This window comes from Streptomyces sp. NPDC090108 (assembly GCF_044747185.1).
GTDB lineage: Bacteria > Actinomycetota > Actinomycetes > Streptomycetales > Streptomycetaceae > Streptomyces.
This window is the reverse complement of sequence record NZ_JBIVDQ010000010.1, coordinates 45,865-72,690: the sequence shown is the minus strand read 5'-3', so window position 1 is coordinate 72,690 and position 26,826 is coordinate 45,865. Positions and strand designations below refer to the sequence as shown.

The window sequence follows — 26,826 nt, the reverse complement described above, 5'->3', positions numbered from 1 at the left end:
CGGCCGGGCTCACCTCTTGCCGTACGTCAGGCTCACCTCTTGCTGTACGTCAGGCTCTCCCCGCCGGTCGTCCGCGCCCGCCGGAGCCTGCCGTCCGCCTGGAGCGTGACCTCGGTGGCGGCTCCCGGGGTGCAGGAGGAGGCGGGGGCGCCGGAGACGACGGTCGACGGCCCCATCTCCAACGGGCCGTCGCCCTGCGGTTGTTCGGCGAGCCTGGCCTCGAACACGCAGTGGTAGGAACCGCCGCCCTCGGTGGGCCCGTCGGCGACGAGCCGGAGCACCGCGTCCCCGGCCTTCCCCTGGCCGATGGTCAGCGTGCGCGTGCTGGTGCCGCTGTCGCCGTCGATCGTGGTCTCCCAGGTGCCGAGATAACCGGCCGGGACCGCTCCGCCGGTCGACGGGGACGGGGATCCGGAGGGAGAGCCGGACGGAGAGCCTGAGGCGCCGGGGGCGGCCGGGGCGGACGCCTCGGACGTCGTCGCCGGCGCACTCGCGGAACCGCCGCCCGCGGGGCCCGCTCCGCGCCTGCCCGTGCCCTCGCTCCCCTGGCTCAGCAGCGCGTAGACGGAGCCTCCGGCCCCCAGCGCCACGACCAGGGCGATCACGATGAGCAGCACGGTGGACCGCCCGTCGCCCCGCTCCCCGGCTTCCGGGGGCGGCGGCCCGTACGACGGCACGGTCCGGGGCTCCGCGCCGGGCGGCGGGCCGTACCCCGCCGGGACCGGGCCCTGCGGATGCTGCTGCGGAAAGCCGTGGCCGGGCTCCCCGCCGGGTGCCACGGTCCGCCCGTCGCCCCAGGCGGGCGCGTACGCGGTGGTCCCGCCGCCCCCGTCGGCCACGGCGGTGTGCTCCGCCCCGGCCGTGCCGCCGCCGGACGTGGCCGGCCCACCTGGACCTCCGGTGCCGTCCGGGCCGCCCGCCGCCGGCGCCGGGGCCGTCACCGGCGGCGCGGACGGCGGAGCCGAACCCGCGCCCCCACCGGAACCCACGGCCGTACCGGCACCCGCGATCACGCCGAAGTCCCCACCGGAACCGGCCCCCGCGACCGCACCGGAGCCGGACCCCGCACCCCCACCGGAACCCACGGCCGTACCGGCACCCGCGATCGCACCGAAGTCCCCACCGGAACCGGACCCCGCGGCCGAACCGAAGCCCCCACCCGAACCGGACCCCGCACCCCCACCGGCCCCCGCGCCCGCGATCGCACCGAAGTCCCCACCGGAACCGGACCCCGCGGCCGAACCGAAGTCCGCACCGGAGCCGGACCCGGCAACCCCACCGGACCCCGCACCCGAGATCGCACCGAAGTCCGCACCGGAACCGGACCCCGCACCCCCACCGGACCCCGAGCCCGCGGCCGAACCGAGGTCTCCGCCGGGACCGGGGCCCGGGGCCGCGTCCGCTTCCGTCGGCGGCAGTGCCGCGGCCGCCGTGGAATCGCCGCCGCCCGGGTCCTCCACCTCCAGCAGGCCCACCGCCTGCCGTCCGAGCTGCGCCACCAGCGCGCCCGGCAGCCAGGGGTCCCGCGCCCGCCCGTCGGCGACCGTACGGTCGGCCCCCATGCGGTCGAGGAGGACGTCCAGCGAAGGCCGCGCGGCGGGCTCCTTGCGCAGGCACTCCCGCACCAGATCCGCGATCCCCTCGGGCACCCCGGTCAGATCGGGCTCGTCCTGCGCGATCCGGAACATCAGCCCGTGCACCCCGCCGCTCACGTCGCCGAAGGGCAGCCGGCCGGTGGCCGCGTAGGCCAGCACGGACCCCAGGCAGAACACGTCGCACGCGGGCGTGACACGGTCCCCCCGCACCTGCTCAGGCGCCATGAACCCGGGCGAGCCCACCAGCGACCCGGTGAGGGTCAGCCCCTCCCCCGGCACCGTCTCCAGCGCCCGCGCGATCCCGAAGTCGATCACCCGCGGCCCGTCGATGGTCACCAGCACGTTGGACGGCTTCAGGTCCCGGTGCACGATCCCCGCCGCGTGGACGTCCTTCAGCGCGTGCGCGAGCCCCGCCGCGAGGATCCGTACCGACCGCTCGGGCAGCGCCCCGTGATCGTGACCGACGACCTGCTGGAGGCTCGGCCCGGCCACGTAACCCGTGGCCACCCAGGGCACCGGCGCCTCGGTGTCCGCGTCGAGCACCGGCGCGGTCCAGTACCCGCCGACCCGCCGGGCGGCCGCCACCTCGCGCCGGAACCGCGCCCGGAACTCCTCCTGGCGGGCGAGCTCCTGGCGGACCAGTTTCACGGCGACCGTACGGCCCCGGTCGGACCGGGCCAGATACACGTTCCCCATGCCGCCGGCGCCCAGCCGCGCCAGCAGCCGGTACCCGCCGATCCGCTGCGGATCCCCCGTTCGCAGCCTCTCCATGGCAGCCCCGCCTTCCCCCCGAGCGCGCAACCCCCGCGCGCAAGACCCTGTGCACGCACCGGATCCGAGAATAGTGCGGCGCCCGGAGGGGCGGCCCGCCCCCCGGTCGACGGTTCCGTAACGACCCGCCCCGCCCCGGCACCCACCGCGCGCCCCCGCCCACGCTCGACAACCTGTCGCGCATTACGGCCGCGCAGAGAACAGGACGCCGATGTCGCCTCCGCGCCCGGACATCTACGCTCGGCCGCATGACCCCTCAGCCCAGCCCCGAAGCCGGTGCCGCCGTGAAGGCCGCGGACCGCGCCCACGTCTTCCACTCCTGGTCCGCGCAGGACCTCATCGACCCGCTCGCCGTCGCCGGCGCGGAGGGGTCGTACTTCTGGGACTACGACGGCAAGCGGTATCTGGACTTCACCAGCGGGCTCGTCTTCACCAACATCGGCTACCAGCACCCGAAGGTCGTCGCGGCGATCCAGGAGCAGGCCGCGAAGATGACGACCTTCGCGCCGGCCTTCGCCGTCGAGGCCCGCTCGGAGGCGGCCCGGCTGATCGCCGAGCGCACGCCCGGCGACCTGGACAAGATCTTCTTCACCAACGGCGGCGCGGACGCGGTGGAGCACGCCGTGCGCATGGCGCGGCTGCACACCGGCCGCCCGAAGGTGCTGTCGGCGTACCGCTCGTACCACGGCGGCACGCAGACGGCGGTGAACATCACCGGTGACCCGCGCCGCTGGCCCTCCGACAGCGGCAGCGCGGGTGTCGTCCACTTCTGGGCGCCGTTTCTCTACCGCTCCCGCTTCTACGCGGAGACCGAGGAGCAGGAGTGCGCGCGGGCGCTGGAGCACCTGGAGACGACGATCGCCTTCGAGGGACCCGGCACCGTCGCCGCGATCGTCCTGGAGACGATCCCGGGCACCGCCGGGATCATGGTGCCGCCGCCCGGCTACCTGGCCGGCGTGCGCGAGATCTGCGACAGGTACGGGATCGTCTTCGTCCTGGACGAGGTGATGGCCGGCTTCGGCCGCACCGGTGAGTGGTTCGCGGCCGACCTCTTCGGTGTCGTACCGGACCTGATGACCTTCGCCAAGGGCGTGAACTCCGGTTACGTGCCGCTCGGCGGCGTGGCCATCTCCCAGAAGATCGCCGAGACCTTCGCCAAGCGGCCCTACCCGGGCGGCCTCACCTACTCCGGTCACCCGCTGGCCTGCGCCGCCGCCGTGGCGACGATCGGCGTGATGGCCGAGGAGGGCGTGGTGGAGAACGCCGCGCGGCTCGGCGAGACCGTCCTCGCGCCGGGCCTCGCCGCGCTGGCCGAGCGGCACCCGAGCGTCGGCGAGGTGCGCGGCACCGGCATGTTCTGGGCGCTGGAGCTGGTGAAGAACCGGGAGACCCGCGAACCGCTGGTGCCCTACAACGCGGCCGGCGAGGCGAACGCCCCCATGGCCGCCTTCGCGGCCGCCGCGAAGAAGCACGGCGTCTGGCCCTTCGTGAACATGAACCGCACCCATGTGGTGCCGCCGTGCAACGCGACGGAAGCCGAGCTCAAGGAGGGTCTGGCGGCCCTGGACGCGGCCCTGAGCGCCGCCGACGAGCACACGGAGTAAACCGGCACCACGGCTGCCGCCGGCCTGAGGTGAACGCGTAAGGTGACGTGCTCGTAAAGATGTGTGCGTACGTACGAGTACGTCACCCCTACGCGCGAGGAGACCTCGGACCCATGCCCGGCAACGGCGCCGTGACACGCAGCACCCTGCGTCAGCAGATCGCGGACGCGCTGCGGGACGAGGTGCTGGCGGGGCGGCTCAGGCCGGGGCGGGCGTTCACCGTGAAGGAGATCGCCGACCAGTACGGCGTCTCCGCGACCCCCGTCCGCGAAGCCCTGGTCGATCTCTCCGCGCAGGGCATCCTGGAGGCCGACCAGCACCGCGGCTTCAGCGTGCCCGAGTACTCCCTCGCCGACTACCGGGGCATGATCGAGGCCCGGGTCCTGGTCACCGACGGCATGTTCCGGAGCCTCACCGGCGGCCACCCGGCCTTCACCGACAGCGCGGCCCCGGGCACGGCGGCCGCGCTCGCCGCGGTCCGGCGGCGCGGCGAGGAGGCCCAGCGGGCCGCGACGGCCGGCGACCTCGGGGTGCTCATCGGCTACGACCTGCGTTTCTGGCGCGAGTTGAGCGCCCTGTTCGGCAATCCCTATCTCGCCGACTTCCTGCACCGGCTGCGCGTGCGGTCCTGGGTGTGCGCGGTCCAGCACCTGCGCCGCCTGCCCGATGTGCGCGGACACCTGTGGGCCGGGCACACCGCGCTGGTCGACGCCCTGGCCCACCGCGAGTTCGAGGCCGCCCGCGCGATCGTCGCCGGCGCCAACACCCACTCCCTGGAACTGGTCGAGCGGCTCGCCGGGGGATGACCTCCGGCTTCCCGGCGGACGGCCTCCCGCTTCCCCCGGGGCGCGCGAAAAGCGCACAAGGCGCGCACAAGGGGAGCTGACCCGGTCTCCCAGCGACTACGCTTCCTTGACCACCGCTGTGCGTGACGGCACGGCACGCATACCGATGCGAGGAGCCCTCTTTGGCCTGTGACCTGTGGCTGGTACCGCTCGTCGACGTGTTGTGCCACACCCCGGACAATCCGTTCGCCGAGGAACTCGCGCAGTACAACAACGCGCTGGCCTCGGCGGCCCTCCCGCCGGTGCCGGTGTACCAGTACATGCCGGGCCTGTCCGGCGAGGTCGCGCCGGTGGCCGGCTTCGACTACGACGCGCTGCACTTCCTGCGCCGGGCCTATCTGCTCCAGGTCTGCGGGCTCCCGGTCACCCCGGTGGGCGAACTCGGCGGCGACTACGAGCAGTTGCTGGAGATGTTCGAGTCCACGGCCCAGCAGTCCCACCTGGTCTGGCACTACGACCACGCGGGCGCCTACGTGCCGGTGGACTTCCCGGTGCCGCTCTCCAACGACGAACTCCTCGCCGGGGGAGGCCCGCTGGGCTCCTCCCACGCCCTCCTGCGCGAACTGGAGTACGTGGCCGCGTCGATCGGCATCGACGCCGCGAACCCGCCGGCCGCGCCCGCGCCGCCCTCGGCGCCGACCGAGCTGGAGGAGCCGGCCGTTCCGGCGCCGTACGACCCCAGCCCGTTCGCCCGGGAGCGGCACGTGTGGCTCGGCCTGCACGCGGCGGCCACGCGGTCGCTGGCCCAGGGCTCGATGATCGTGTTCAGCTGAGACGCAGTCCCGCCGGTACGGACGTGCACGGCCGACGCGCCCGGCCCCTCGACGAGCGGCCGGGCGCGTCCCGTACGGTCAGAAGACCGGCGTGCCCTCCTGCGTGAGCCGCCAGTTCGCCGCGGCGAAGTCCGCCGGGTCGAGGGACTTCTTCTCGGTCACGTAGTCGATCATCAGCTGGCGGATCTCGTTGGTCGAGCTGTAGGCGATGTCCGCGGTGGCGATGTGCGGGTATCCCGAACCGCCGTTGGCCCGGTAGTTGTTGACGGCGACGACGAAGACCTGGTCGTCGGCGACCGGGGCGCCCTGGTAGGTGAGGTTCGCGATGCGGGAGCCCTCGGGACGGGCGATGTCGATGTCGTAGGAGACGCCCGCCGCCGTGTCGTACATGTAGTCCCAGAAGCTGTTGGCGTTGGTGAGCGTCGCGGTGTCGACCGCGGTGCCGGCCGGGACCTGGTGGTAGTACTTCGCCGCGTACTCCAGGTAGTCCCGCAGCTGGGCGCCGGTGAGCTTCTTGCCGTACAGGGTGTTGTCGTAGATGTAGAGCCCGGCGATGTCCTTGATGGTCACGCTGCCCTGCGGGATGTCGGCGGTGCGGCTGAAGGGCGCGGCGACCGAGATCAGCGGGAGCGCCGCATCGGCGGCGGACAGACCGGCCTTCACGGTGTCCGCCTGGACCTTGTGGATGAAGTCCATGATGGGCACGTCCTTCCAGCAGGACTCCGCCGCGGAGAGGTCCTGGGTGCAGGTGCCGACCGTCGTGTTGACGTACTTCACGACCAGTTCGTGGTCGGCCTGGAGCAGCCTCTTGATCTCCGGGTCCTCGTCCACGGACGCGGGGTTGAGGGTCTGGGCCTTCTTGTCCGTGACGTGCCAGCGGCCGTGGCGCAGTTCGAGCTCGAAGTCGAAGACGCTGAGCCGGTAGCCCCAGCAGTACGGCTCGGAGAGCAGGACCTCCTCGCCGGACTCCGCGTTCTTCACCGTGTACGACGGGACCTCGACATGGGTGTGGCCCACCAGGATGGCGTCGATGCCGGGGACCTGCTCGGCGACGAGGTTGGAGGCGTTCTCCACGTAGGGCAGCGCGTCCCCGTACGAGGAGGAGCCGTCCAGCCCGGAGTGGTCGGTCAGGAAGACCACGTCGCAGCCGAGCGCGCGCATGCGGGGCACGTACTTCTTCGCCTGCTCGACCAGGCCGGGGAAGACCATCCTGCCGCTGACGTTGTCCTTGTCCCACAGGGCGATGCCGGGGTTGGTCAGACCGAGGATGCCCACCTTGATGTCGGGCGCGCCGGGAACCCGGATCCGCTTCACGGTGTACGGCTCGAAGGCCGGCCGGAGCGTCTTGGCGTCCAGGGCGTTGGCGCCGAGCAGCGGGAAGCGGCACTGCTCCTCGAACCTGCGCAGCACCTCGATGCCGTAGTTGAACTCGTGGTTGCCGAGGGCGGCGGCGTCGTAGCGCATGTGGTTCATGGCGGTGGCCATGGGGTGGCGGGGGCCGTGCTTGCCGCCGGTGCCGGTGATCGGGTCGACGCGGGCGAAGTAGTAGGCGAGCGAGGTGCCCTGGATGATGTCGCCGGCGTCGACGAGCAGGACGCGGTCCTCGCCCTTGGCGGCACGCTGCTGCTTGATGAGGGTGGCCACCCGGGCGACGCCCACGGAGTTGCCCGCCTTGTCGCTGTAGGCGGCGTCCTTGTAGTAGTCCCAGTCGAAGACGTGGCTGTGCAGGTCGGTGGTGCCCAGGATGGAGAACGACCAGGTGCGGTTCGGCTTGTGCGGGGTGCGGGCGGCGGCCTCGGCGGTGCCGGCGCCGAGCTGGCCGGCGGCGGCGACGGCCGCCGTGGTGACGGCCGACTTCTGCAGGAACGCGCGGCGGTCGAGGGGCGAGGTGGGCATTCGGGCTCCCGGGAGACTGGGGTGGACGCGGGCGGAGGTCGGTACCGTGCGGGGGGCTACCCGCGTAGATCGTGCTCGTGCCCACCGGCCGCGAGAACCAGGAATTGACCATGTCCGGGTCAAGGATGGGTCAGGTGGCGTTTCCGCGCAACGCCCGGCGGACGGCTCCCCACGGGACCGCCGGCCCGCTCACACCCGCCCCACCAGCCTGATCACCGGAGGCCACAGCACCCCGGCCGCCAGCAGCAGCGAGGGCCCCAGATGCACCGGGCACACCCGCAGCGGAGCCCTGTCGTGCCGGACCACCTCGAAGACGGCGGGGTCGGAGCAGCCGGTGCCGCCCGCCGCGTCCCCCTCACCGCCGTACGGCCCCCGGCATCGGTCGTCCCGGTGGATGCCCATACTCCGATTGCACCGCGCGTACGACGGGTCCGCCTGCCGGGCGGGGACCGGAGCCGGGGGCCGGCGGACGCCGCGCGGAGGGGACCCGGACACGCCGCCGGGCCGGTACCCGGGGCGTGGTCGCCCCGGGTACCGGCCCGGTCATGAGCGGCTCAGATGAACGAGTTGATCTCGATCGTCTCGTCGCGGCCCGGACCCACGCCGATCGCGGAGATCGGAGCGCCGGACATCTCCTCCAGCGCCTTCACGTAGTTCTGGGCGTTCTTCGGGAGGTCCTCGAAGGTCTTCGCCTTCGTGATGTCCTCCGACCAGCCGGGCAGCGTCTCGTAGATCGGCTTCGCGTGGTGGAAGTCCGTCTGGGAGTACGGCAGTTCGTCGACACGCTTGCCGTCGATCTCGTACGCCACGCAGACCGGGATCTCCTCCCAGCCGGTCAGCACGTCCAGCTTGGTGAGGAAGAAGTCGGTCAGGCCGTTCACACGGGTGGCGTAGCGGGCGATCACCGCGTCGAACCAGCCGCAGCGGCGGTCACGGCCGGTGGTCACGCCCCGCTCGCCGCCGATGCGGCGCAGCGCCTCGCCGTCCTCGTCGAACAGCTCGGTCGGGAACGGACCGGCGCCGACACGGGTCGTGTACGCCTTGAGGATGCCGATGACACGGCTGATCTTCGTCGGGCCCACACCGGTACCCGTGCAGGCGCCGCCCGCGGTCGGGTTGGAGGAGGTGACGAAGGGGTACGTGCCGTGGTCGACGTCCAGCAGCGTGCCCTGGCCGCCCTCGAACAGGACGACCTTGCCGTCGTCCAGGGCGTTGTTCAGGATCAGCGTGGTGTCGGCGACGTAGCCCTTGATGGCCTCGCCGTGCTCGAGCAGCTGCTCGACGACCGGGCCGGACTCGATCACGCGGCGGTTGAAGACCTTGGCCAGCAGCTGGTTCTTCTGCTCCAGCGCCGCCTCGACCTTCTGGGTCAGGATCGACTCGTCGTAGAGGTCCTGCACCCGGATGCCGGTGCGGTTGATCTTGTCCGCGTAGGTCGGGCCGATGCCGCGCCCCGTGGTACCGATCTTGCGCTTGCCGAGGAAGCGTTCCGTCACCTTGTCGACGGTCACGTTGTACGGCGTGATGATATGCGCGTTACCGCTGATCAGGAGCTTGGACGTGTCGACGCCGCGCTCGTTCAGACCGCTCAGCTCGGAGAGCAGGACCGACGGGTCGACGACGACACCGTTGCCGATGACCGGCGTACAGCCGGGCGAGAGGATTCCGGAAGGGAGCAGGTGCAGTGCGTACTTCTGGTCGCCGACGACGACCGTATGGCCGGCGTTGTTGCCGCCCTGGTATCGCACCACATAGTCGACGGAGCCACCGAGCAGGTCCGTCGCCTTTCCCTTGCCTTCGTCACCCCACTGAGCACCGAGCAGCACAAGTGCGGGCACGCGCGTACACCCCTTCCGGGCGGGGCATGTCCAAGGTCAGGGGCGTGGGCGTATGGTTCAGCGCCGCACACCACCGCGACCGCCGTTGGTCGCACAACCGTCGGACCGGATGCCCCGGAATAGACGAAGCCCCTGGCGCAATAGCGCAAGGGGCTCTTGCACAAAGATGCTACCCGAGGAAGCGAGGCTGGACCGAGGTGGCGACTTTCGCGACGTCCGACCATCTGCTGGTGATCATCGATCCGGCGGCACGGCAGACGGACGGGGAGTCCGTCCGTATCGCGAAAGACGTGCTCAGCGCGGGTGCGGCGGCCAAGGTGTGTCTGCCGGAGGGGCCGGAGGAATTCGCCCGGGCCCTGGGCCGGCGCGGGTCCCGGCGCCCGGTCGTGATCGGTGACGACCGTGCGCTGGTCCGCGCGGTGACCCTGCTGCACCGCCACCGCGAGCTGGCCGGCTGCGCGCTGTCGGTGGTGCCGGTCGGGGACGCGGGGCTCGCCCGCTCCCTCGGGGTGCCGCCCGGGACGGTGGCGGCGGCCCGCGCCGTGCTGGACGGGGCGGAGCGGCGGCTGGACCTGCTGGCCGACGACAGCGACGGCGTGGTCCTCGGCGCGCTGGGCATCCCGCCCGCGCCGCTGCGCGCGTCCGCCGCGCAGCCGGTGCCCGCGGGGTCCGGCCCGCCCTGGCTGCGGACGACGTACCGCTCGTACCGCTCCCTGGTGCGCACCCTGTCCGCGCGCCCGGCCCGGCTGCCCGACGCGCCGGCCGCGGGGCCTGCCCGGCTCCGGATCGACGTGGACGGCGAGACGGTCGTGGACCTGGACCAGCCGGTGGAGGCGGTGTCGGTGACCCCGGGCGCGGCCGGACTGGCGCGGGTGGAGGTGCGGCCGCTGTCGGTGGGCGCCGAGGCCACCTGGCTGCGGGCCCGCGGCCGCACGGTGACGGTCACCGGTGCGGACTTCCGCTACCGGGCCGACGCGGTGGTGTCGGGGCCGGTACGACGGCGGACCTGGCGGGTGATGGAGGGGGCGTGGGGGCTGGTGGTCCCCCCGACCGGCGAGTGATCCCGCGCGGGTGATCCACGGCCGGGGCGCTGGGCGCCTGCATCTCCGGGGCCGGGGCGGGATGCCTCCGCCGGGCGGCAGAGGCCCGCTCAGCCCTGGCCGAAGACCTTCTCGCGGTGCACACGCCAGCGCTCCATCATGGCCGCGATCTCGCCGTCCACGAACTCGAAGAAGGCGAGCGTCTCGGCCATGCGGCGCCCAGCGGGCGTGTCCGCGCCGAGGCTGGTGACGCCGTCGCGCAGGGCGGACTCCCAGCGCTTGAGGACGGCCTCGCGGTTGGTCAGGGCCTCGTACCACTGGTTGCTGTGCACCCGGTAGCGCTCCCGCCGGGAACCGGGCTCGCGCTCGCGCGCGACCATGTGCTGCTGCGCGAGGTAGCGCACCGCGCCGGAGACGGCGGCGGGCGAGACCTGGAGCTGTTCGCCCAGTTCGGCGGAGGTGAGCGAGCCCGCGTCGGAGGAGAGCAGCGCGGCGAAGATGCGGGCGGGCATGCGCTGCATCCCGGCCTCGACGAGCTGCGCGGCGAAGGACTCGACGAACTTCGACACGGCCTGCTCGTCCCGCTGCCCGGCCCCCGGTCCGGCTGATTCGCTCATACCGCCCAGCCTAGCCGAGATTCAAACGCTTCCTTAACTTCACAAATTTCTGAAGACGGCGTACGTTCTGAATCATGACGAAGGCAATCACCGTCTCGGGACTGCGCAAGTCCTTCGGCCGTACCCGGGCACTGGACGGCCTCGACCTGGAGGTGGAGGCCGGTGAGGTGCACGGTTTCCTCGGCCCCAACGGCGCCGGCAAGTCCACCACCGTCCGGGTCCTGCTCGGCCTGCTGCGCGCCGACGGGGGCACCGCCCGGGTGCTGGGCCGCGACCCGTGGCGGGACGCGGTGGAGGCGCACCGCCGCATCGCTTACGTCCCCGGCGACGTGACCCTGTGGCGCAACCTCTCCGGCGGCGAGGTCATCGACCTGTACGGCCGTCTGCGCGGCGGCCTGGACGCCCGCCGCCGCGCGGAGCTGACCGAGCGCTTCGAGCTGGACCCGGCCAGGAAGGGCCGCACCTACTCCAAGGGCAACCGGCAGAAGGTCGCCCTGGTCGCCGCCTTCGCCTCCGAGGTGGACCTGCTGATCCTGGACGAACCGACCTCGGGGCTGGACCCGTTGATGGAGGAGGTCTTCCAGCGGTGCGTGGAGGAGGAACGGGACCGGGGCCGTACCGTACTGCTCTCCTCCCACCTCCTCGGCGAGGTGGAACGGCTCTGCGACCGGGTCAGCATCGTCCGCCGGGGCCGCACGGTCGAGAGCGGCTCCCTGGCCGAGCTGCGCCATCTGACCCGGACGAGCGTCACCGCCGAGCTCGCCGGGCCGCCGTCCGGGCTGGACGCGCTGCCCGGGGTCCACGACCTCGACGTGCGCGGCAACCGGGTCCGCCTCCAGGCCGACACCGCCCGGCTGGACGGCGTGCTGCGCGTGCTCACCGCGGCCGGCGTGCGCTCGCTGACCTCGACCCCGCCCACCCTGGAGGAACTCTTCCTGCGGCACTACGGGAACGGCGGGGACGGCGGGGACGACAAGTCCGGCGGGGACGGCGTGACCGAGGGCGGCGTGACCGAGGGCGGCCTGACCGAGGGCGGCCTGAGCGAGGGCGGCCTGAGCGAGGGCGGCCTGAGCGGAGCGGCCCGGTGACCGCGACAGCCCTCCCCGCCAGCCCCGTACGGCCCGGCGGCACCCGCCCCTACGCCGGCACCGGCACCCTGCTCCGCTTCGCGCTGCGCCGCGACCGCGTGCTGATCCCGGTCTGGATCGCCGTGATCGCGCTCATGGTGCTGTCCATGCCGAACACGCTGGAGAGCCTGTACGGCACTCCCGCCGCCCGCGCGGACCTGATGCGCCAAATGGCGGCGAACGCCTCGCTGCGCGCCATGGTCGGTCCGGTCCTCGACGACTCCCTCGGCGCGCTGACCGCCTGGCGCACCGGCGTGTACGCGGGGGTGCTCGCCGGGGTGCTGAGCCTGCTCGTGGTCGTCCGGCACACCCGGGACGAGGAGGAGAGCGGACGCCAGGAACTGCTGTCGTCGGGGGCGGTCGGCCGGCGCGCCCCGCTGACGGCGGCGCTGCTGACGGCGGCCGTCGCCAACGGCGTCCTCGCGCTGCTGATCACGGCGGGCCTGGCACGCCTGGGCGCCGCGGGGGCGGCGGCGTTCGGGCTCGCGGTCGGCGGCACGGGCCTGGTCGTCGCGGGGTCGGCGGCGGTCGCGGCCCAGCTGACCGAGAGCGCCCGTCTCGCCCGCGGTCTGACGGCCGCGGTGCTCGGCGCGGCCTTCGCGCTGCGCGCGGCGGGCGACGCGTCGGGCGCGTCGGGCTCCTCGGTGCCGGCCTGGCTGTCCCCGCTGGGCTGGCTGGAGAACGTGCGCGCCTTCGCGGGGGAACGCTGGTGGGTCCTCCTGCTGTTCGCGGCCGCCGTGCCGCTCCAGGCCGTGGCGGCGTACGCGCTGGCGGGGCGGCGGGACTCCGGCCTGAGCTTCCTGCCCACCCGGCCGGGCCCGGCCACGGGCCGGCTGGGCACGGCGGGCGCCCTGGCCTGGCGTCTGCAGCGCGGGGCGGTGCTGGGCTGGTCCGCGGGTCTCCTCGCCGCCGGGGCGGTCTACGGCGCCGTCAGCACCGGGGCCGCCGGCCTGGTGAAGGACAACGCGCGGGCACGGGAGATCTTCGAGCGGATGGGCGGGCGGTCCGGCGTCGACGACGCCCTGCTCTCCTCGCTGACCGGCATGCTCGGGCTGGTCGTCGCGCTGTACGTCGTGCAGTCGGTGCTGCGGCTGAGCGCCGAGGAGTCCTCGGGCCGCGCCGAACCGGTCCTGGCGGCCGCCGTCGGCCGGCTGCGCTGGGCCGCCGGCCACCTGGTGATCGCCTTCGGCGGCGCCGCCCTGCTGCTGCTCCTCACCGGCCTGGGCTTCGCCGCCGGCCGGCGCGGCGACACCGGCCCGGTCCTGGCCGCGTGCCTGGTCCAGATCCCGGCGGTGTGGGTCGTCGGCGGCATCGCCGTCCTGCTGCACGGTGTCCTGCCGCGCGGCGCGGCGGCCGCCTGGGGTGCCGCGGGCGCGGTCCTGCTGCTGGGCTGGGTGGGCCCGGCCCTGGACGCCCCCCGCCTCCTCCTGGACCTCTCCCCCTTCGCCCACCTGCCCCGGCTCCCGGGCGCCCCGATGCACTGGCGTCCGGTCCTGACCCTGACGGCCGTCGCGGCGGCCCTGGTCTGCACCGGCCTGGCGGCACTACGACGCCGGGACCTGGCGGGGTGACCGGCGGGGTGCCGGGGCCCGCGGTCGGCCGACGCACCGCTCGAGACCTTCGGTGCCGGGTTCGAAGCCCACCGGCCCGGGAAGCCGGAGCGCCGTCCCGAACGGGACCGTGCGGCTGTCCCGGTACCCGACACCCGGGTCCGGGGCGCTCCGGGTCACTGCGGAGCTTCACGGTGCCGGCCTCGCGGTCGGTCAGGAGGTGGAGCGGAAGGCCCGCGGCGCCGTACGCGACGGGTCTCTCCTGGCGGTGGCGCCAGGGTGGTGGGCCACCGGTGCACCGCGGCCGGGACCGGCTCGCCGTCCCTCCAACGGGCGCGTCAACGGGTCTCCACCCGCAGTTCCTCCAGGCCGCGGATCACGAAGTGGGGTTTGCGGGCCGGTTCCGTGACGGGGCGCAGAGCCGGGGCGCGTTCCAGGAGGGCCCGCATGGAGGCGGCCAGTTCGATGCGGGCCAGCGGGGCGCCGATGCAGTAGTGGATGCCGGCGCTGAAGGAGATGTGGGGGTTGTCCGCGCGGGCGAGGTCCAGGCGGGCGGGGTCGGCGAAGACGGCGGGGTCGTGGTTGGCGGAGCCGAAGAGCAGGGCGATCTCGGAGCCGCGGGGGATCGTGGTGCCGTCGATCTCGATGTCGTCCAGGACCCAGCGCTCGAAGAGCTGGAGCGGGGTGTCGTAGCGCATCAGCTCCTCGACGGCCGTGGGCACGAGGGAGTGGTCGGCGCGCAGGGCGGCCAGCTGTCCGGGGTTGCGGAACAGCGCCCACCAGCCGTTGACGGTGGCGTTCACGGTGGCCTCGTGACCGGCGTTGAGCAGCAGGACCGCCGTGGAGATCATCTCCTGCTCGGTCAGCCGGTCGCCCTCGTCGTGGGCGGCGATCAGCCCGGAGATCAGGTCGTCGCCGGGCTCCTTGCGCCGGGCCGCGATCAACTCCCGCAGGTAGTCCGAGAACTCGGCCGACGCGCGCACGGCCCGGCGGGCGGTCTCCTCGCCCGGGTTCAGCTCGTACATCCCGCAGATGTCCGCCGACCAGGGGCGCAGCGGGGCCCGGTCCGCCTCGGGGATGCCCAGCATCTCGGCGATGACGGCCACGGGCAGTGGCTCGGCGACATCGGTGAGCAGGTCCCCGCCGCCCGCCTCGACGAGCGCGTCCACCAGCTCACCGGCGAGGTCCGCCACGTACGGCTTCAGCCGCTCCACCGTGCGCGGGGTGAACGCCTTCGACACCAGGCGCCGGATCCTGGTGTGGTCCGGCGGCTCCAGGTCGAGCATCCCGTGGTCGTTGAGCGTGTGGAACGGCTCGTGCTCGGGCGGGGGCGCGGTCCGGCCGAACTCCTCGTGCGTGAACCGGTGCTGGTAGGTACGGCCCAGCCGGCGGTCCCGCAGCAGCGCCGAGACGTCCGCGTGGTGCGGCACCAGCCACTGATCGGTCGGCCCGTACCGGACCACCCGCCCGCGTGCCCGCAGCTCGGCGTAGGCCGGATACGGGTCGGCGAGGAAAGCGGGGTCCCAGGGATCGAACGCGAGGTCCACGGTGCCTGACATGCGGGGACGCTAACCCCTCGCCCCCACCCCTGACCAGGGGTACCGGGCGTACCGGCCCCGCCGCTCGGATCCGCTCGGCGACCGGGGCGTGATCGGAGCACAGGGGGAGGCCGGTCCTGGGATCGGCCGGGACCTCCTGGCCGCTCGCGTCGGCCAGGAGGTCCCGGCACACCGTCAGCCCGGGGTCACCAGGCGGGCCTCGTAGGCGAAGACCGCGGCCTGGGTGCGGTCCCTGAGGCCGAGCTTCACGAGGATGCGGCTGACGTGGGTCTTGATCGTGGACTCGGCGACGACCAGGCGGCCGGCGATCTCCGCGTTGGACAGGCCCTGGGCGATCAGGACCAGGACCTCGGTCTCGCGCTCGGTGAGTTCGCCGTAGGCCGCGTGGGCGGACGGCATCAGGCGCGGGGCTTCCGAGAGGCGGGAGAACTCGTGGATCAGCCGCCGGGTGACCGAGGGGGCCAGCAGAGCCTCGCCGGACGCCACGATCCTGACCGCCTCGGCCAGTTGGCGGGCGGAGGCGTCCTTCAGGAGGAAGCCCGAGGCACCCGCGCGCAGGGCCTGGTACACGTACTCGTCGAGGTCGAAGGTGGTCAGCACCAGCACCTTCGCCGACGCGTCCGCCGCGACGATCTCCCGGGTCGCCTCGATGCCGTTCAGCTCCGGCATGCGGATGTCCATCAGCACGACGTCCGGGGCCAGTTCACGCACCCGCGTCACCGCCTCGCGCCCGTCGACGGCCTCACCGGCGACCTCGATGTCCGGCATCGCGTTCAGCAGGACCGAGAAGCCCTCGCGCACCATCATCTGGTCGTCGGCGATCAGCACCCGGATCGTCATGACCCGCCCTCGAACAACTCGGCCTCGGCGCCCGGCGCGGGGACCGGCAGGAACACGGTCACCTCGTAACCCCCGTCGGCCGTGGGGCCGTCGGTCATCACGCCGTTCAGCATGGTCACCCGCTCCCGCATGCCCGTGATGCCGTGGCCGGCGCCCGGCGAGGGCTTCACCAGGTGCGGGGCGGGCGGCGGCCCGTTGACCACGCGCACGCCCAATCCCCCCAGCACATGACCGAGTTCGACCCGAGCGGTCGCCCCCGGCGCGTGCCGCAGCGTGTTGCTGAGCGCCTCCTGCACGATCCGGTACGCCGACAGCTCGACGCCCTGCGGGAGTTCGCGCACCGCGCCGGTCACCACGTACTCGACCACGAGGCCCGTCTCCCGCACGTTGGCGAGCAGGGTGCCGAGATCGGCCAGGGTGGGCTGCGGGGCGTCCGGGGCCTCGTAGTCCTCCGCGCGGACCACGCCCAGCACCCGGCGCAGCTCGGTCAGGGCGGCCACCGCGTTCTCCCGGATGGTGGCGAACGCCTTCTCCAGCTCCGGCGGCGGGTTCTGGACCCGGTAGGGCGCGGCCTCGGCCTGGATGGCGACCACCGACATGTGGTGGGCGACGACGTCGTGCAGCTCGCGGGCGATGGTGGAACGCTCCTCCAGCAGGGTGCGCCGGGACCGCTCCCGCGCGGTCGCCGTCCGCTGCGCCGTCACCTCGCGCCGGGCCTGGCGGTGCGTGTGCCGGACGGTGACGGCCAGCAGGGTCAGCGCCGACAGGAACAGCATCGGACCGGTGTCGGGGTCCTCGTGCCAGCCGGGCCCGGCGTCGGCGAGGAAGCCGTACACCGCGGTGAGCACCCACATCCACGCGGCGGTGCGCGGCCGGGTGCGGAGCGCGACCACGGTGAGGACGGTCAGGTGCGCGAGGAAGCTGCCCGGCAGCCACGGCCAGCTGGTCCACTCCCCGCTCCCCACGGCCGCGGTGAGCATGGTCGTCGCCAGCGACAGCCAGAAGGCGGCCACCGGGCGCACCAGGGTGAGCAGCACCGGGACGAGGACCAGCAGCGCGCACAGCTGCGCGGCCGGACCGCCGTAGACGTCGGACAGGGACATGAGGGCCGCGATGCCGCCGACGGCGGCGACGGCCGCGTGCGGGGCCCAGGCCGCGTACTCCTTCAGCCGGCCGGGCAGCACGCGGCCGAGGGGTCCGCCGACGGCCGCCGGGGGCAGCGGGCGGTAGGCGAGGACACCCTGGAACAGGTCCTGCCGCAGCCCGCGCAGGGCGTCCGCGGCGAACCGGAACTCGGGGCTGCGCACTCTGGCCTCCCCGTCCGGCGGTGTCGGCTGCGTGTACGTCGTCTCGGTCACGGGAAAGACGTTAGGCCGGACGGGGGTCCCGGTCGTCCCCTCGCAGGGGGGTTCCCGGGGATCCTCCTCAGGTACTACGCGCCGGGAGGGCGGCCTCACCAGGCGAGCTGGGCGATCTCCTCCACGACCACCGCGCACGCGTCCGCCGCCGGGTCGATCAGCGGGAAGTGGCCGACGTCCTCCAGCAGGGTCAGGCCCACCATCTCGCCGGCCTTCGCCGCCGCGTCCGCGTACGCCTCGGCGACCAGCTGCGGGACGTCCAGGTCGGCCCGGCCCTGGACCAGGGTGGTCGCGATCCCGGTCGGGAGCAGGAGGGCGGGGTCGGCGTACGGCCGCCGGTCGGCGAAGTGGTCGGCACCACCGAGGAGTTGGAAAGCCGCGTTGCCGCAGACGTCCAGCTTCTCCGCGACCTCGAAGTCGGCGATGGGGGCCAGGGCGACCACACCGCGCAGGTCCGCCGGACGGTCGGTGCGCCAGGCCGCGCCCGCGGGCAGGACGTGGCGGGCCGCGGCCCACAGCGCGAGGTGGCCGCCCGCCGAGTGGCCGGTGAGGACCGTGCGGCGGGGGTCGGCCCGCGGAAGCGCCTCGCGGACCAGCGCGGGCAGGGCGTCGAGGGCGGCGGCCACGTCGTCGAAGGTGTCGGGCCAGCGGCCGGCGAGATGCGCCGGGGCCTCGGTCCCGGGGGCGTCGCCGGTGCTCTGCGCGGGGATCAGGGGTTCGCCGCCGCGCCGGTACTCCACGTTGGCGACCGCGAAGCCCGCGCGGGCCAGACAGTCCGCGAACGGGGTGATGTGACGGCGGTCGTAGGGGGCGCGCCAGGCGCCGCCGTGCAGGACCACGACCAGCGGGACGGAGGCGGCGGCCTCCGGGGTTTTCGGGGCGTAGAAGTCGATCACCTGGTCGGGATGGGCGCCGTAGGCGGCGGTGACGTCCGGATCCACCGGGGGATGCGAGAACGCGGACTCCTCCTCGGCGGCGGCACGGGCTGCTGCGGCGTCGTCCGGCATGCTCCAACCTCTCAGCGACAGAACGGGTTTGGGGGACCAGGGGCGAAACCGGCCGTTGGCGCGGACGCTATCAGGCCAGTGCGGTGGGGGGACATGCGGATATCACCGAGGGTGAGGGGACGACGGGCGCCGCCCCGCACGTCACGCGAGGAGCGGCGCCTGCGGCGAGGGTCCCGCGGCGAGCGCGCCTGCGGTGAGCGCGCCCCCGGTGAGCGGGCCCAAAGGCGAGCGCGCCTGCGGTGAGCGGGCCCCCGGTGAGCGGGCCCAAGAGCGAGCGCGCCCGCGGTGAGCGCGCCCGCGGCCGGCGCGGGAGACCGCGGGAGACCGCACGCCCGCCTCCCGCGCCGGGACCCCCGTGACTACCCCAGGACCTCCCCCAGCACCCGCGCCGCCCGCTCCACCTCGGCGAAGCCGGTGTACAGCGGCGTGAACCCGAAGCGCAGCACGTCGGGACGGCGGAAGTCGCCGACCACGCCCCGCTCGATCAGCCGCGCCATCACCTTCCCCGCGTCGGGGCAGCGCAGCGCGATCTGGCTGCCGCGCCGCTCGTGCGCCCGCGGCGTCACGCACTCCACCCGGCCGGGCGCGGTGTGCGCGTCGACGCATTCGAGGAAGAAGTCCGTCAGCGCGAGGGACTTGGCGCGGACGGCGTCGACCGTGACGCCGTCCCAGACCTCCAGCGCCGCCTCCAGGGCCAGCATGGACAGGATGTCCGGTGTGCCGACGCGGCCGCGCGGGGCGCCGGGCGCCGCGGCGTAGTCCGGGCTCATCCCGAACGGCTCGGCGTGCGAGTTCCAGCCGGGCAGGGGTGAGTCGAACCGGTCCTGGAGCCCCTCGCGCACATACAGGTACGCGGGCGAACCGGGGCCGCCGTTCAGGTACTTGTAGGTGCAGCCGACGGCCAGGTCGACGCCGTGCTCGTCCAGGCCGACCGGGAGGGCGCCCGCGCTGTGGCACAGGTCCCAGACCGCGAGGGCGCCGGCGGCGTGGACCGCGGCCGTCAGCGCGGGCAGGTCGTGCAGGCGGCCGGTGCGGTAGTCGACGTGGTTCAGCAGCACCGCCGCCGTACGGCCGCCGAGGGCCCCGGGCACCTCCTGCGGAGTGACCCGGCGCAGCACCCGGCCGGTCATGCGGGCCGCCGACTCGGCGATGTAGCCGTCCGTGGGGAAGGTCGTCGCGTCGACGAGGATCTCGTCGCGGTCGTCACCGGCCATCCGGACGGCCGCCACCAGGGCCTTGAAGACGTTGACGCTCGTCGAGTCGCCCACCACGATCTGCCCCAGCGCGGCGCCGACCAGCGGGGCGATCCGGTCGCCGATCCGCTCGGGCGCGGTCCACCAGCCGCTCTCCTCCCAGGAGCGGATGCGCAGTTCGCCCCACTGCCGGCGCAGGACGTCCTCCATCCGGGCGGGGACGTGCGCGGGCAGGGCGCCCAGCGAGTTGCCGTCGAGATAGACGACGTCCCCGGCGTCGTCGAGGACGAACCGGGAGCGCAGTGCGGCCAGTTCGTCGGCCGCGTCCAGTTTCGCGGCCCGTGCGGTGAGTTCGCTCGCCTCAGACATGTGACCTCGCCGTCCACAGCTCGGGAAAGACGTTCTTGCGGGCGCGCTTCTCCAGCCAGGCCACCCCGGCGGAGCCGCCGGTACCGGCCTTGGCGCCCATCGCGCGGCGGGTGGCGACCAGATGGTCGTTGCGCCAGCGCCACACCAGTTCGCCGACGTCGGTCAACGCCTCGCCCAGCCGGACCAGTTCGCTGTTCTGGTCGCCGCCGTACACCTCGGCCCAGACCTTCTCGACGGCGTCCGAGTGCTCGTGGCGCCGCGAGACGTCCCGGCCGAGGACCGTGTCCGGCACGCCGTACCCGCGGCGCGCGAGCAGCCGTACGACCTCGTCGTACAGGGAGGGCTCGTGCAGGGCCTTCTCCAGTTCCGCGTGGGCGCGCGGGGCGCCGCGGTGCGGGACGAGCATGGACGCGGACTTCTCGCCGAGCAGGAACTCCATGCGCCGGTACATCGCCGACTGGAAACCGGACCCCTCGCCGAGGGCGCTGCGGTACGCGTTGAACTGCGCCGGGGTCAGCTGCCCGAGCGGCCTCCAGGAGGCGTTCAGCGCCTCCAGCTCCCGCACGGACCGCTTCAGCGCGGCCACGGCGACGGGCACGTCGTCCGAGCGCAGGGCCTTCGCGGCCGTCTCCCACTCGTGCACGATCACGGTGAACCACAGCTCCATGACCTGGGTCGTGACCAGGAAGACCATCTCTCCGGGATCGTCGGAGAGGGTGTGCTGGAGGTGGGTGAGCACGTCGGCCCGGACGTAGTCCTCGTACGGCGTCGTACCGGCGAAGTCGAGATGCGGAGTCTCGGGCTCAGCGGCCTCGAAAGGGGGGTGAGCCTGTTGGGACATCGCTGTCTCCTGTGTTACTCCGGGTAGCGGTCCGCCCCTGCCGATTCCGGCACGGGGGCCCCGGTCCCCACTTCGCATCCTCGGTGATCACCTTCACCCCGACAAGGGCCGCCCGCTGCGGGACGGGCCACACCCGCACGCCCAGGACCCCCGGAAGGCCCAGTGGATCCCCCCGGCCGGCGGACCGCGCACCGGCCGGTTCCGGTCCGCCGCGCGGACCGGTCACCGGCCGGCGGCGGGTCAGCCCAGGGTCCGGGCAGCGGTCTCCGAGGAGTCCTTCAGGAAACCGGTGCAGCGGGCGTACTCCTCCTGCTCGCCGATCGCGTGCGCGGCGCGGGCGAGGGCGTGCAGGGCGCGCAGGAAGCCGCGGTTGGGCTCGTGCTCCCACGGCACCGGGCCGTGGCCCTTCCAGCCGCTGCGGCGCAGGGCGTCGAGGCCGCGGTGGTAGCCGGTGCGCGCGTAGGCGTACGACTCCACGACCGCGCCGCGCTCGTACGCGTCGTCGGCCAGCTGGGCCCAGGCGAGCGAGGAGGTCGGGTACTTGGCGGCGACGTCCGCCGGCGCGGTGCCGCCGGCGAGCAGCTCGCGGGGCTCCGGCTCGTCGGGCAGGTGGGTGGGGGGCGGGCCGCCGAGGAGGTTCTGGTGAATCGTCATGGCCCCCAGTCTGCTGCATCGTCCCCGGTCCACCACGCCTGCCCGGCCCACCACGCCTGCCCGGTCTTCCCCCACCGGACCGGCCCACGCGGCCCACCGCACCGGACCGCACGGCTCGCCCACCGCACCGGGCGCGCGGCTCCCTCACCGCACCGGACCGCGCGGGCTCGCCCACCGCACCGGGCGCGCGGCTCCCTCACCGGGCCGGACCGCGCGGCTCTCTCAGCGGGCCGGACCGGCCTCCGGGGCCGCAGGACCGGCTTCGGGGGCCGTGGGACCGGCGGCCGTGCCGGGCCGCGGCTGCTCCAGCGGCGGGAACGGCAGGCAGCCGTGCCTGCGGCACTCCGGCTTGCGGCAGCCCGGGGCGGGACGGCGGACGAGGGAGAACGCGAGCACCGAACCCAGCACCAGCACGCCCGCGCAGATCGGCATGGCCTTGTCGAACGCCGCGCCGAAGGCGGTCGGGGAGCGGTAGGCCTCCGGGCCCATGCCGGTCAGCAGCGGCAGCGCGGCCACGGCGATCAGGCCCGCCGCCCGCGCGGCCGCGTTGTTGATGCCGCTGGCCAGTCCCGCGCGGGCGGTGTCGACGGAGGCGAGGACCGTGGCGGTCAGGGGCGCGACCAGGGTGACCATGCCGGCGCCCATGACGATCAGGGCGGGCAGCACGTCCGTCAGGTAGTCCGCGTCCCGCCCCACCCGCAGCATCAGCAGCATCGCCCCCGCGCACAGCAGCGGCCCCACCGTCAGCGGCAGCCGGGGCCCGGTGCGGTCCGCGAGGGCCCCGGAGCGGGCCGAGAACAGCAGCATCAGGACGGTGGTCGGCAGCAGGGCCGTACCCGCCGCGAGCGGTGAGTATCCCGCCACCACCTGGAGCTGGAGGGCGGTGAGGAAGAAGAAGCCGCCGAAGGCCGCGTACACGCACAGGGTGACCAGGTTGACGGCCGTGAACTGGCGCGAGGCGAAGATGTCCGGCGGCAGCATCGGGTCGGCCCGGTGGTGCTCGACGTACACGAACGCCACCGCCGCCGCCACGCCCGCCACCGCGGTGACGATCACCACCGGGGTGAGTTCACGGGCCCCGATCAGGGCGTACGTCACCAGGCCCAGCGCGAGGGCCCCGAGGACGGCGCCGAGGACGTCGAAGCGGCCGGGCGGCCCGGCGTCGCCGGAGGAGGCCGCGTCGGACTCGGGCACGTGCCGCAGCGCCACGGGGACGCACACCAGCGCCACCGGCACGTTCAGCAGGAACACCCAGCGCCAGCCGGGACCCTCGACCAGCCAGCCGCCCAGGAACGGCCCGACGGCCGCGCCGACGCCCCCGAAGCCGGACCACAGGCCGACCGCGCGGCTGCGGTCCTCGGGGGCGAAGGAGGCCTGGATGAGCGCGAGGGAGCCGGGGGTGAGGAGCGCGCCGCCGATGCCCTGGAGGGCGCGGGCGATGATCAGCACCCCGGCGTCCGGGGCGAGGCCGCAGAGCAGGGAGGCCGCGGCGAACCACACCACCCCGATGACGAAGACCTTCCGCCGGCCGAAGCGGTCGCCCAGCGAACCGCCCAGCAGGATCAGTCCCGCCAGCGTGAGCATGTACGCGTTGACCGTCCACTGCAGGGCGGCCAGGCCCGTGCCGAGATCGCGGCCGATGCGCGGCAGCGCCACGTTGACGACGGTCGAGTCCAGCAGGGCCATGCTGGAGCCGAGCACCGTGGTGAACAGGATCCACTTGCCTCGGGGCGAGGCCAGCCGGACGTCGGGCATGCTCCCGGGTGTGGGCATGCTCCCAGGTATACAGCGGACCCGGCACCCGCGGGCGGGTACCGGGTCCACCGGGTCCGGCGGGCGCCCCCGCACCGGTTCACCGGTACGGGGGACGGCCGGCTACTTGATGCGGTTGCCCGCGGAGCGCAGGTTGTTCGCGGCGACGACGACGCGCGCGGCCATCGACTCCTCGGCCAGCTTGCCCCAGGTACGCGGGTCGTAGGCCTTCTTGTTGCCGACCTCGCCGTCGACCTTCAGGACGCCGTCGTAGTTCGCGAACATGTGCCCGGCGACCGGACGGGTGAAGGCGTACTGGGTGTCGGTGTCGATGTTCATCTTCACGACGCCGTTCTCCAGCGCGGTCAGGATCTCCTGCTCGGAGGAGCCGGAGCCGCCGTGGAAGACGAAGTCGAACGGGGACTGCTTGCCGAACTTGGCGGCGACGCCGTCGTTCAGCTCCTTCAGCAGCTCGGGGCGGAGCACGACGTTGCCCGGCTTGTACACGCCGTGCACGTTGCCGAAGGAGGCGGCGAGCAGGTAGCGGCCCTTCTCGCCCAGGCCCAGGGCCTCGACGGTACGGATCGCGTCGTCGACGGTGGTGTACAGCTCGTCGTTGATCTCGTGCGTGACACCGTCCTCCTCGCCGCCGGTCGGGGTGATCTCCACCTCGAGGATGATGTTGGCGCGGCGGGCCTGCTCCAGCAGTTCCTGGGCGATGGCCAGGTTGTCGGCGAGGGTCTCGGCGGAGCCGTCCCACATGTGCGACTGGAACAGCGGGTTGCGGCCGGCCTTCACGCGCTCCTCGGACAGCGAGAGCAGCGGGCGGACGTACCCGTCGAGCTTGTCCTTCGGGCAGTGGTCGGTGTGCAGCGCGATCTGCACCGGGTACTTCTCGGCGAGGATGTGCGCGTACTCGGCGAGCGCGACCGCGCCGGTCACCATGTCCTTGCTGTACTGCCCGCCGAGGAACTCGGCGCCGCCGGTCGAGATCTGGACGATGCCGTCGCTCTCCGCCTCCGCGAAGCCGCGCAGGGCGGCGTTCAGGGTCTGGCTCGAGGTGACGTTGATGGCCGGGTAGGCGAACTTGCCTGCCTTCGCCCGGTCGAGCATCTCGTTGTAGACCTCGGGGGTTGCGATGGGCATCTGTCCGCTCCTCAGTGTTGCGGGTTGGCGTTGTGCTTACGGCCCTGACCAAGAGCTGGGGCGACGTCGGCGTCGTCCCCATCCTTCCAGACATGTCCCGAAGACCGGCTGAACGGTCGGGCCCGGGACAAGTCCAGGTGAAACCATCCGGTCAGTCCAGACCCAGTTCATCCTTCGAGAAGGCGAACCGGTACGGAACGCCCGCTCCGGCCTCGATCTTCTCCGCGGCACCGGTCGCCCGGTCGACGATCGTCGCCACGGCCACGACCTCGGCGCCGGCCTCGCGCACCGCCTCGACGGCGGTCAGCGGCGAACCGCCCGTCGTGGAGGTGTCCTCCACGACGAGCACGCGCCGGCCCGCGATGTCGGGGCCCTCGACCCGCCGCTGCATGCCGTGCGCCTTCGCCGCCTTGCGCACGACGAAGGCGTCCAGCTTCTTCCCGCGCGCGGCGGCGGCGTGCAGCATCGCGGCCGCGACCGGGTCGGCGCCCATGGTGAGGCCGCCGACCGCGTCGAAGTCGAGGTCGTCGGTGAGGTCCAGGAGCACCTGGCCGACGAGCGGGGCCGCCTCGCCGTCGAGGGTGACGCGGCGCAGGTCGACGTAGTAGTCGGCCTCCAGACCCGAGGAGAGGGTCACCTTGCCGTGCACCACGGCCTTGTCCTTGATCTGCTGCAGCAGTGCGTCGCGTGCGTCCGTCATGCCGCCCAGCTTAGAGCCGCCGCCAGCTCCAGGTGGTGGAGGCCTCCAGCGGTTCCAGGGGCGTGACCAGGCGCGGCAGCGTGTTCAGGCCGTTGGGCGGTCCGGTCTGCGGCTCCACGCACACGGCCTCCGCCTGCTCGTCGTAGACGACCACCCACTCCTCCCGGCTGCCGACCCTCAGTTCCAGCTGTCCGGGCCAGGTGACGGTGACGTCCACGCCGTCGGGCATGCCGAAGCAGTCGTCCCAGGGGCCGGGCCGCGGGTCGACGCGGCGCCCGGTCGGCAGGTGGTCGGAGCCGCGCTCCTCCTGCCAGGCGGGGGTGAAGTCCAGCCGGGCGTCCTCGCCGCCGAGGCTGCGGTTGAACCAGGGGTGCCAGCCGATCTGCGCCGGGAAGGAGTCGCCGTACGTCTCGACGGACATCGTCAGCGTCAGGCTGTCCTCGGCGAGCGCGACGACCTGGGTCACCCGGGCCGGGTGCGGCCAGGGCTCGATCAGGTCGTACGTGAGGACGGCCTCGTCCTTCGAGGTGCGGGCGGTGCGCCAGGCGCCGTTGCGGGCGGTGCCGTGGATGGCGTGCGGCGGGGAGTTGAGCGGCATCTGCCGGACGGCGCCGCCGTCCAGGAACCGGCCGTCCCTGATCCGCCCGCACCAGGGCACCATCGGGAAGCAGCCGTACCGCTCGCCCTGCCGCAGCAGTTCCATGCCGTCGATGCGGAGCCCGCCGATACGGCCGCCGTTGCCGGGCCGCACCGTCACTTCCGCGCCGCCCGCGGTCAGCGTGATCTCTTCGTTACTCACGGGACGACCCTACTGGGACGGACAAGGGCGCCTTCGCGCCACGCTCCCGCGGCCGCTTCAGCGCCGCTTGCGCAGGGCGCGGCCGACGACGATCGCGGAGGCGAGGGCCACCGCGGCCGCGGGTGCCGCCCAGCGCAGGACCGGGTTCGCGGTGACGGGCTGCGGGGCGGGTACGGGGGCGTAACGGCCGCGCGGCGGGGCGTGGTCGACCTCCTCCGCGCTGCGGCCGATCATCGTCCGGCGCGCGTGCGCGGCCTCGGCGGGGGGCACGCCCGTGCCGGCGAAGCCTTCGAGATCCTCGTCCTCGGCGGCGGGGTCCAGGGAGGGCAGCGGGACCTCGGTGTCGAAGACGGAGGGACGCGGCTCGGCCTCCGCGACGTCTTCGGTCTCCGTGGAGGCCTCGGTCTCCGTGGAAGCCTCCGTCTCCGCGGTGGCCTCCGTCTCCGCGGTGGCTTCGGCTTCCGTGACGGGCTCGGGCTGCGCGTCCGCGGCGGGCGCCGCCGTCCCGGACGGCCGCGCGGCCGGTGGCTCGGCCAGGGCCTCGACCCACCTGGTCAGCAGGCGGGTCGCCGCGGCGAGCAGCGCCTCCCGGGGGAGTTCGGCGGCCCGGCCGTCCGCGCGGGCCGTCCCGCCGACCGTGACGGCGGTGCCGCCGGAGGTGTCCGCGAGGCGCACGGTGAGGGCGAGCGTGACACCGCCGGTGCCGCGGACCTCGGTCGCGGCGCCGTCGACGGCGTAGGTGCCGTCGTCCGAGGCGGTGACGTGGAGCGTGCCGCGGTAGGTGATGGAGTGGCCGTCGGCGCGCAGCTTCAGCCGCCCGGCGACGGGTGCGGAACCGGCGTCCTGCTGGAGCCCGGGCAGCGCGCGGGCGACCCGTGCGGGGTCGGCGAGGGCCTCTCTGAGCAGGTCGGCCGGAACCGGGACGAAGACCTGATGCTCCATGTCGGCCCAG

General features: G+C 73.8%; 23 protein-coding genes. 6 read left to right on the top strand and 17 right to left on the bottom strand.

What is annotated here, in order from left to right:
* Positions 1-32: 32 nt before the first annotated feature.
* A complete protein-coding gene (locus ACIPRD_RS30150; protein ID WP_401567612.1) occupies positions 33-2,366 on the bottom strand; it encodes a protein kinase in 2,334 nt (777 codons plus the stop codon).
* Positions 2,367-2,614: 248 nt separating this feature from the next.
* Here ACIPRD_RS30150 and ACIPRD_RS30145 point away from each other — a divergent pair, with 248 nt between their 5' ends.
* From ACIPRD_RS30145 to ACIPRD_RS30135, 3 genes are all read left to right on the top strand, one after another.
* Positions 2,615-3,970: an aspartate aminotransferase family protein gene (locus ACIPRD_RS30145; RefSeq protein ID WP_401567609.1), complete on the top strand. Its 1,356-nt coding sequence runs from the start codon at positions 2,615-2,617 to the stop codon at positions 3,968-3,970.
* Positions 3,971-4,083: 113 nt separating this feature from the next.
* Complete coding sequence (locus ACIPRD_RS30140; RefSeq protein ID WP_356409911.1) at positions 4,084-4,776, top strand: GntR family transcriptional regulator; 693 nt, start codon at positions 4,084-4,086, stop codon at positions 4,774-4,776.
* A 161-nt stretch (positions 4,777-4,937) separates the two neighbouring features.
* Positions 4,938-5,588 (top strand): hypothetical protein, encoded by a 651-nt coding sequence (locus ACIPRD_RS30135; protein ID WP_401567606.1) that lies wholly within the window; start codon positions 4,938-4,940, stop codon positions 5,586-5,588.
* 78 nt (positions 5,589-5,666) lie between these two features.
* On the opposite strand, the gene ACIPRD_RS30130 is transcribed toward ACIPRD_RS30135, so the two are convergent.
* From ACIPRD_RS30130 to ACIPRD_RS30120, 3 genes are all read right to left on the bottom strand, one after another.
* A complete protein-coding gene (locus tag ACIPRD_RS30130; RefSeq protein ID WP_401567604.1) occupies positions 5,667-7,484 on the bottom strand; it encodes a bifunctional metallophosphatase/5'-nucleotidase in 1,818 nt (605 codons plus the stop codon).
* Between the two features lie 189 nt (positions 7,485-7,673).
* The gene (locus ACIPRD_RS30125) at positions 7,674-7,886 is read right to left on the bottom strand and encodes a hypothetical protein (protein WP_356409920.1); all 213 of its coding nucleotides are present in this window, start codon (positions 7,884-7,886) and stop codon (positions 7,674-7,676) included.
* Positions 7,887-8,038: 152 nt separating this feature from the next.
* On the bottom strand, positions 8,039-9,322 hold the full coding sequence (locus ACIPRD_RS30120) for an adenylosuccinate synthase (RefSeq protein ID WP_356409923.1): 1,284 nt from the start codon (positions 9,320-9,322) through the stop codon (positions 8,039-8,041).
* A gap of 197 nt (positions 9,323-9,519) precedes the next feature.
* On the opposite strand from ACIPRD_RS30120, the gene ACIPRD_RS30115 reads away from it, so the two are divergent.
* Positions 9,520-10,383, top strand: coding sequence for a diacylglycerol kinase (locus ACIPRD_RS30115; RefSeq protein ID WP_401567600.1), 864 nt, complete (start codon positions 9,520-9,522; stop codon positions 10,381-10,383).
* A gap of 89 nt (positions 10,384-10,472) precedes the next feature.
* On the opposite strand, the gene ACIPRD_RS30110 is transcribed toward ACIPRD_RS30115, so the two are convergent.
* Positions 10,473-10,979 carry a MarR family transcriptional regulator gene (locus ACIPRD_RS30110; RefSeq protein ID WP_356409930.1) on the bottom strand — a complete coding sequence of 169 codons (507 nt, stop codon included), beginning with the start codon at positions 10,977-10,979 and terminating at the stop codon, positions 10,473-10,475.
* 74 nt (positions 10,980-11,053) lie between these two features.
* Here ACIPRD_RS30110 and ACIPRD_RS30105 point away from each other — a divergent pair, with 74 nt between their 5' ends.
* Positions 11,054-12,067 carry an ATP-binding cassette domain-containing protein gene (locus ACIPRD_RS30105; protein ID WP_401567597.1) on the top strand — a complete coding sequence of 338 codons (1,014 nt, stop codon included), beginning with the start codon at positions 11,054-11,056 and terminating at the stop codon, positions 12,065-12,067.
* Entirely contained in the window at positions 12,064-13,677 is a 1,614-nt protein-coding gene (locus tag ACIPRD_RS30100) for an ABC transporter permease (protein WP_401567594.1), read from the top strand. The genes ACIPRD_RS30105 and ACIPRD_RS30100 overlap by 4 nt, the downstream gene beginning before the upstream one ends.
* Before the next feature lie 317 nt (positions 13,678-13,994).
* Here the strand turns inward: ACIPRD_RS30100 and ACIPRD_RS30095 are convergent, their stop codons facing one another.
* From ACIPRD_RS30095 to ACIPRD_RS30040, 12 genes are all read right to left on the bottom strand, one after another.
* Positions 13,995-15,215: a cytochrome P450 gene (locus ACIPRD_RS30095; protein ID WP_356409939.1), complete on the bottom strand. Its 1,221-nt coding sequence runs from the start codon at positions 15,213-15,215 to the stop codon at positions 13,995-13,997.
* 174 nt (positions 15,216-15,389) lie between these two features.
* On the bottom strand, positions 15,390-16,055 hold the full coding sequence (locus tag ACIPRD_RS30090; RefSeq protein WP_356409942.1) for a response regulator transcription factor: 666 nt from the start codon (positions 16,053-16,055) through the stop codon (positions 15,390-15,392).
* A complete protein-coding gene (locus ACIPRD_RS30085; protein ID WP_401567591.1) occupies positions 16,052-17,413 on the bottom strand; it encodes a sensor histidine kinase in 1,362 nt (453 codons plus the stop codon). Before ACIPRD_RS30085 ends, ACIPRD_RS30090 begins: the two co-directional genes overlap by 4 nt.
* Positions 17,414-17,508: 95 nt before the next feature.
* Positions 17,509-18,420 carry an alpha/beta hydrolase gene (locus ACIPRD_RS30080; RefSeq protein ID WP_401567588.1) on the bottom strand — a complete coding sequence of 304 codons (912 nt, stop codon included), beginning with the start codon at positions 18,418-18,420 and terminating at the stop codon, positions 17,509-17,511.
* A 359-nt stretch (positions 18,421-18,779) separates the two neighbouring features.
* Positions 18,780-19,982: a kynureninase gene (gene kynU / locus ACIPRD_RS30075; RefSeq protein WP_401567586.1), complete on the bottom strand. Its 1,203-nt coding sequence runs from the start codon at positions 19,980-19,982 to the stop codon at positions 18,780-18,782.
* Entirely contained in the window at positions 19,975-20,823 is an 849-nt protein-coding gene (locus tag ACIPRD_RS30070; protein ID WP_356409954.1) for a tryptophan 2,3-dioxygenase family protein, read from the bottom strand. Before ACIPRD_RS30070 ends, kynU begins: the two co-directional genes overlap by 8 nt.
* 240 nt (positions 20,824-21,063) lie before the next feature.
* A complete protein-coding gene (locus ACIPRD_RS30065) occupies positions 21,064-21,477 on the bottom strand; it encodes a DUF3151 domain-containing protein (RefSeq protein WP_356409957.1) in 414 nt (137 codons plus the stop codon).
* A 222-nt stretch (positions 21,478-21,699) separates the two neighbouring features.
* Positions 21,700-23,232, bottom strand: a complete 1,533-nt coding sequence (locus ACIPRD_RS30060) for an MFS transporter (RefSeq protein WP_401567806.1) — start codon at positions 23,230-23,232, stop codon at positions 21,700-21,702.
* A 120-nt stretch (positions 23,233-23,352) separates the two neighbouring features.
* Positions 23,353-24,375 (bottom strand): class II fructose-bisphosphate aldolase, encoded by a 1,023-nt coding sequence (fbaA, locus tag ACIPRD_RS30055; RefSeq protein WP_356409960.1) that lies wholly within the window; start codon positions 24,373-24,375, stop codon positions 23,353-23,355.
* A 151-nt stretch (positions 24,376-24,526) separates the two neighbouring features.
* Positions 24,527-25,075 (bottom strand): orotate phosphoribosyltransferase, encoded by a 549-nt coding sequence (gene pyrE / locus ACIPRD_RS30050; protein ID WP_356409963.1) that lies wholly within the window; start codon positions 25,073-25,075, stop codon positions 24,527-24,529.
* A 10-nt stretch (positions 25,076-25,085) separates the two neighbouring features.
* Positions 25,086-25,874, bottom strand: coding sequence for an aldose 1-epimerase (locus ACIPRD_RS30045; protein WP_356409966.1), 789 nt, complete (start codon positions 25,872-25,874; stop codon positions 25,086-25,088).
* Positions 25,875-25,931: 57 nt separating this feature from the next.
* Entirely contained in the window at positions 25,932-26,816 is an 885-nt protein-coding gene (locus ACIPRD_RS30040; RefSeq protein ID WP_401567580.1) for a carbon monoxide dehydrogenase subunit G, read from the bottom strand.
* Between the last annotated feature and the right edge of the window lie 10 nt (positions 26,817-26,826).

What these genes read in the sequence shown, in the direction of transcription:
- ACIPRD_RS30105 (WP_401567597.1), top strand. Translation starts at nt 11,054, where the DNA reads ATGACGAAGGCAATCACCGTCTCGGGACTGCGCAAGTCCTTCGGCCGT.
- ACIPRD_RS30065 (WP_356409957.1), bottom strand. Translation starts at nt 21,477, where the DNA reads ATGACGATTCACCAGAACCTCCTCGGCGGCCCGCCCCCCACCCACCTG.
- ACIPRD_RS30130 (WP_401567604.1), bottom strand. Translation starts at nt 7,484, where the DNA reads ATGCCCACCTCGCCCCTCGACCGCCGCGCGTTCCTGCAGAAGTCGGCC.
- ACIPRD_RS30040 (WP_401567580.1), bottom strand. Translation starts at nt 26,816, where the DNA reads ATGGAGCATCAGGTCTTCGTCCCGGTTCCGGCCGACCTGCTCAGAGAG.
- ACIPRD_RS30070 (WP_356409954.1), bottom strand. Translation starts at nt 20,823, where the DNA reads ATGTCCCAACAGGCTCACCCCCCTTTCGAGGCCGCTGAGCCCGAGACT.
- ACIPRD_RS30090 (WP_356409942.1), bottom strand. Translation starts at nt 16,055, where the DNA reads ATGACGATCCGGGTGCTGATCGCCGACGACCAGATGATGGTGCGCGAG.
- ACIPRD_RS30140 (WP_356409911.1), top strand. Translation starts at nt 4,084, where the DNA reads ATGCCCGGCAACGGCGCCGTGACACGCAGCACCCTGCGTCAGCAGATC.
- ACIPRD_RS30095 (WP_356409939.1), bottom strand. Translation starts at nt 15,215, where the DNA reads ATGTCAGGCACCGTGGACCTCGCGTTCGATCCCTGGGACCCCGCTTTC.
- ACIPRD_RS30145 (WP_401567609.1), top strand. Translation starts at nt 2,615, where the DNA reads ATGACCCCTCAGCCCAGCCCCGAAGCCGGTGCCGCCGTGAAGGCCGCG.
- pyrE (WP_356409963.1), bottom strand. Translation starts at nt 25,075, where the DNA reads ATGACGGACGCACGCGACGCACTGCTGCAGCAGATCAAGGACAAGGCC.
- ACIPRD_RS30125 (WP_356409920.1), bottom strand. Translation starts at nt 7,886, where the DNA reads ATGGGCATCCACCGGGACGACCGATGCCGGGGGCCGTACGGCGGTGAG.
- ACIPRD_RS30110 (WP_356409930.1), bottom strand. Translation starts at nt 10,979, where the DNA reads ATGAGCGAATCAGCCGGACCGGGGGCCGGGCAGCGGGACGAGCAGGCC.
- fbaA (WP_356409960.1), bottom strand. Translation starts at nt 24,375, where the DNA reads ATGCCCATCGCAACCCCCGAGGTCTACAACGAGATGCTCGACCGGGCG.
- kynU (WP_401567586.1), bottom strand. Translation starts at nt 19,982, where the DNA reads ATGTCTGAGGCGAGCGAACTCACCGCACGGGCCGCGAAACTGGACGCG.
- ACIPRD_RS30150 (WP_401567612.1), bottom strand. Translation starts at nt 2,366, where the DNA reads ATGGAGAGGCTGCGAACGGGGGATCCGCAGCGGATCGGCGGGTACCGG.
- ACIPRD_RS30080 (WP_401567588.1), bottom strand. Translation starts at nt 18,420, where the DNA reads ATGCCGGACGACGCCGCAGCAGCCCGTGCCGCCGCCGAGGAGGAGTCC.
- ACIPRD_RS30060 (WP_401567806.1), bottom strand. Translation starts at nt 23,232, where the DNA reads ATGCCCGACGTCCGGCTGGCCTCGCCCCGAGGCAAGTGGATCCTGTTC.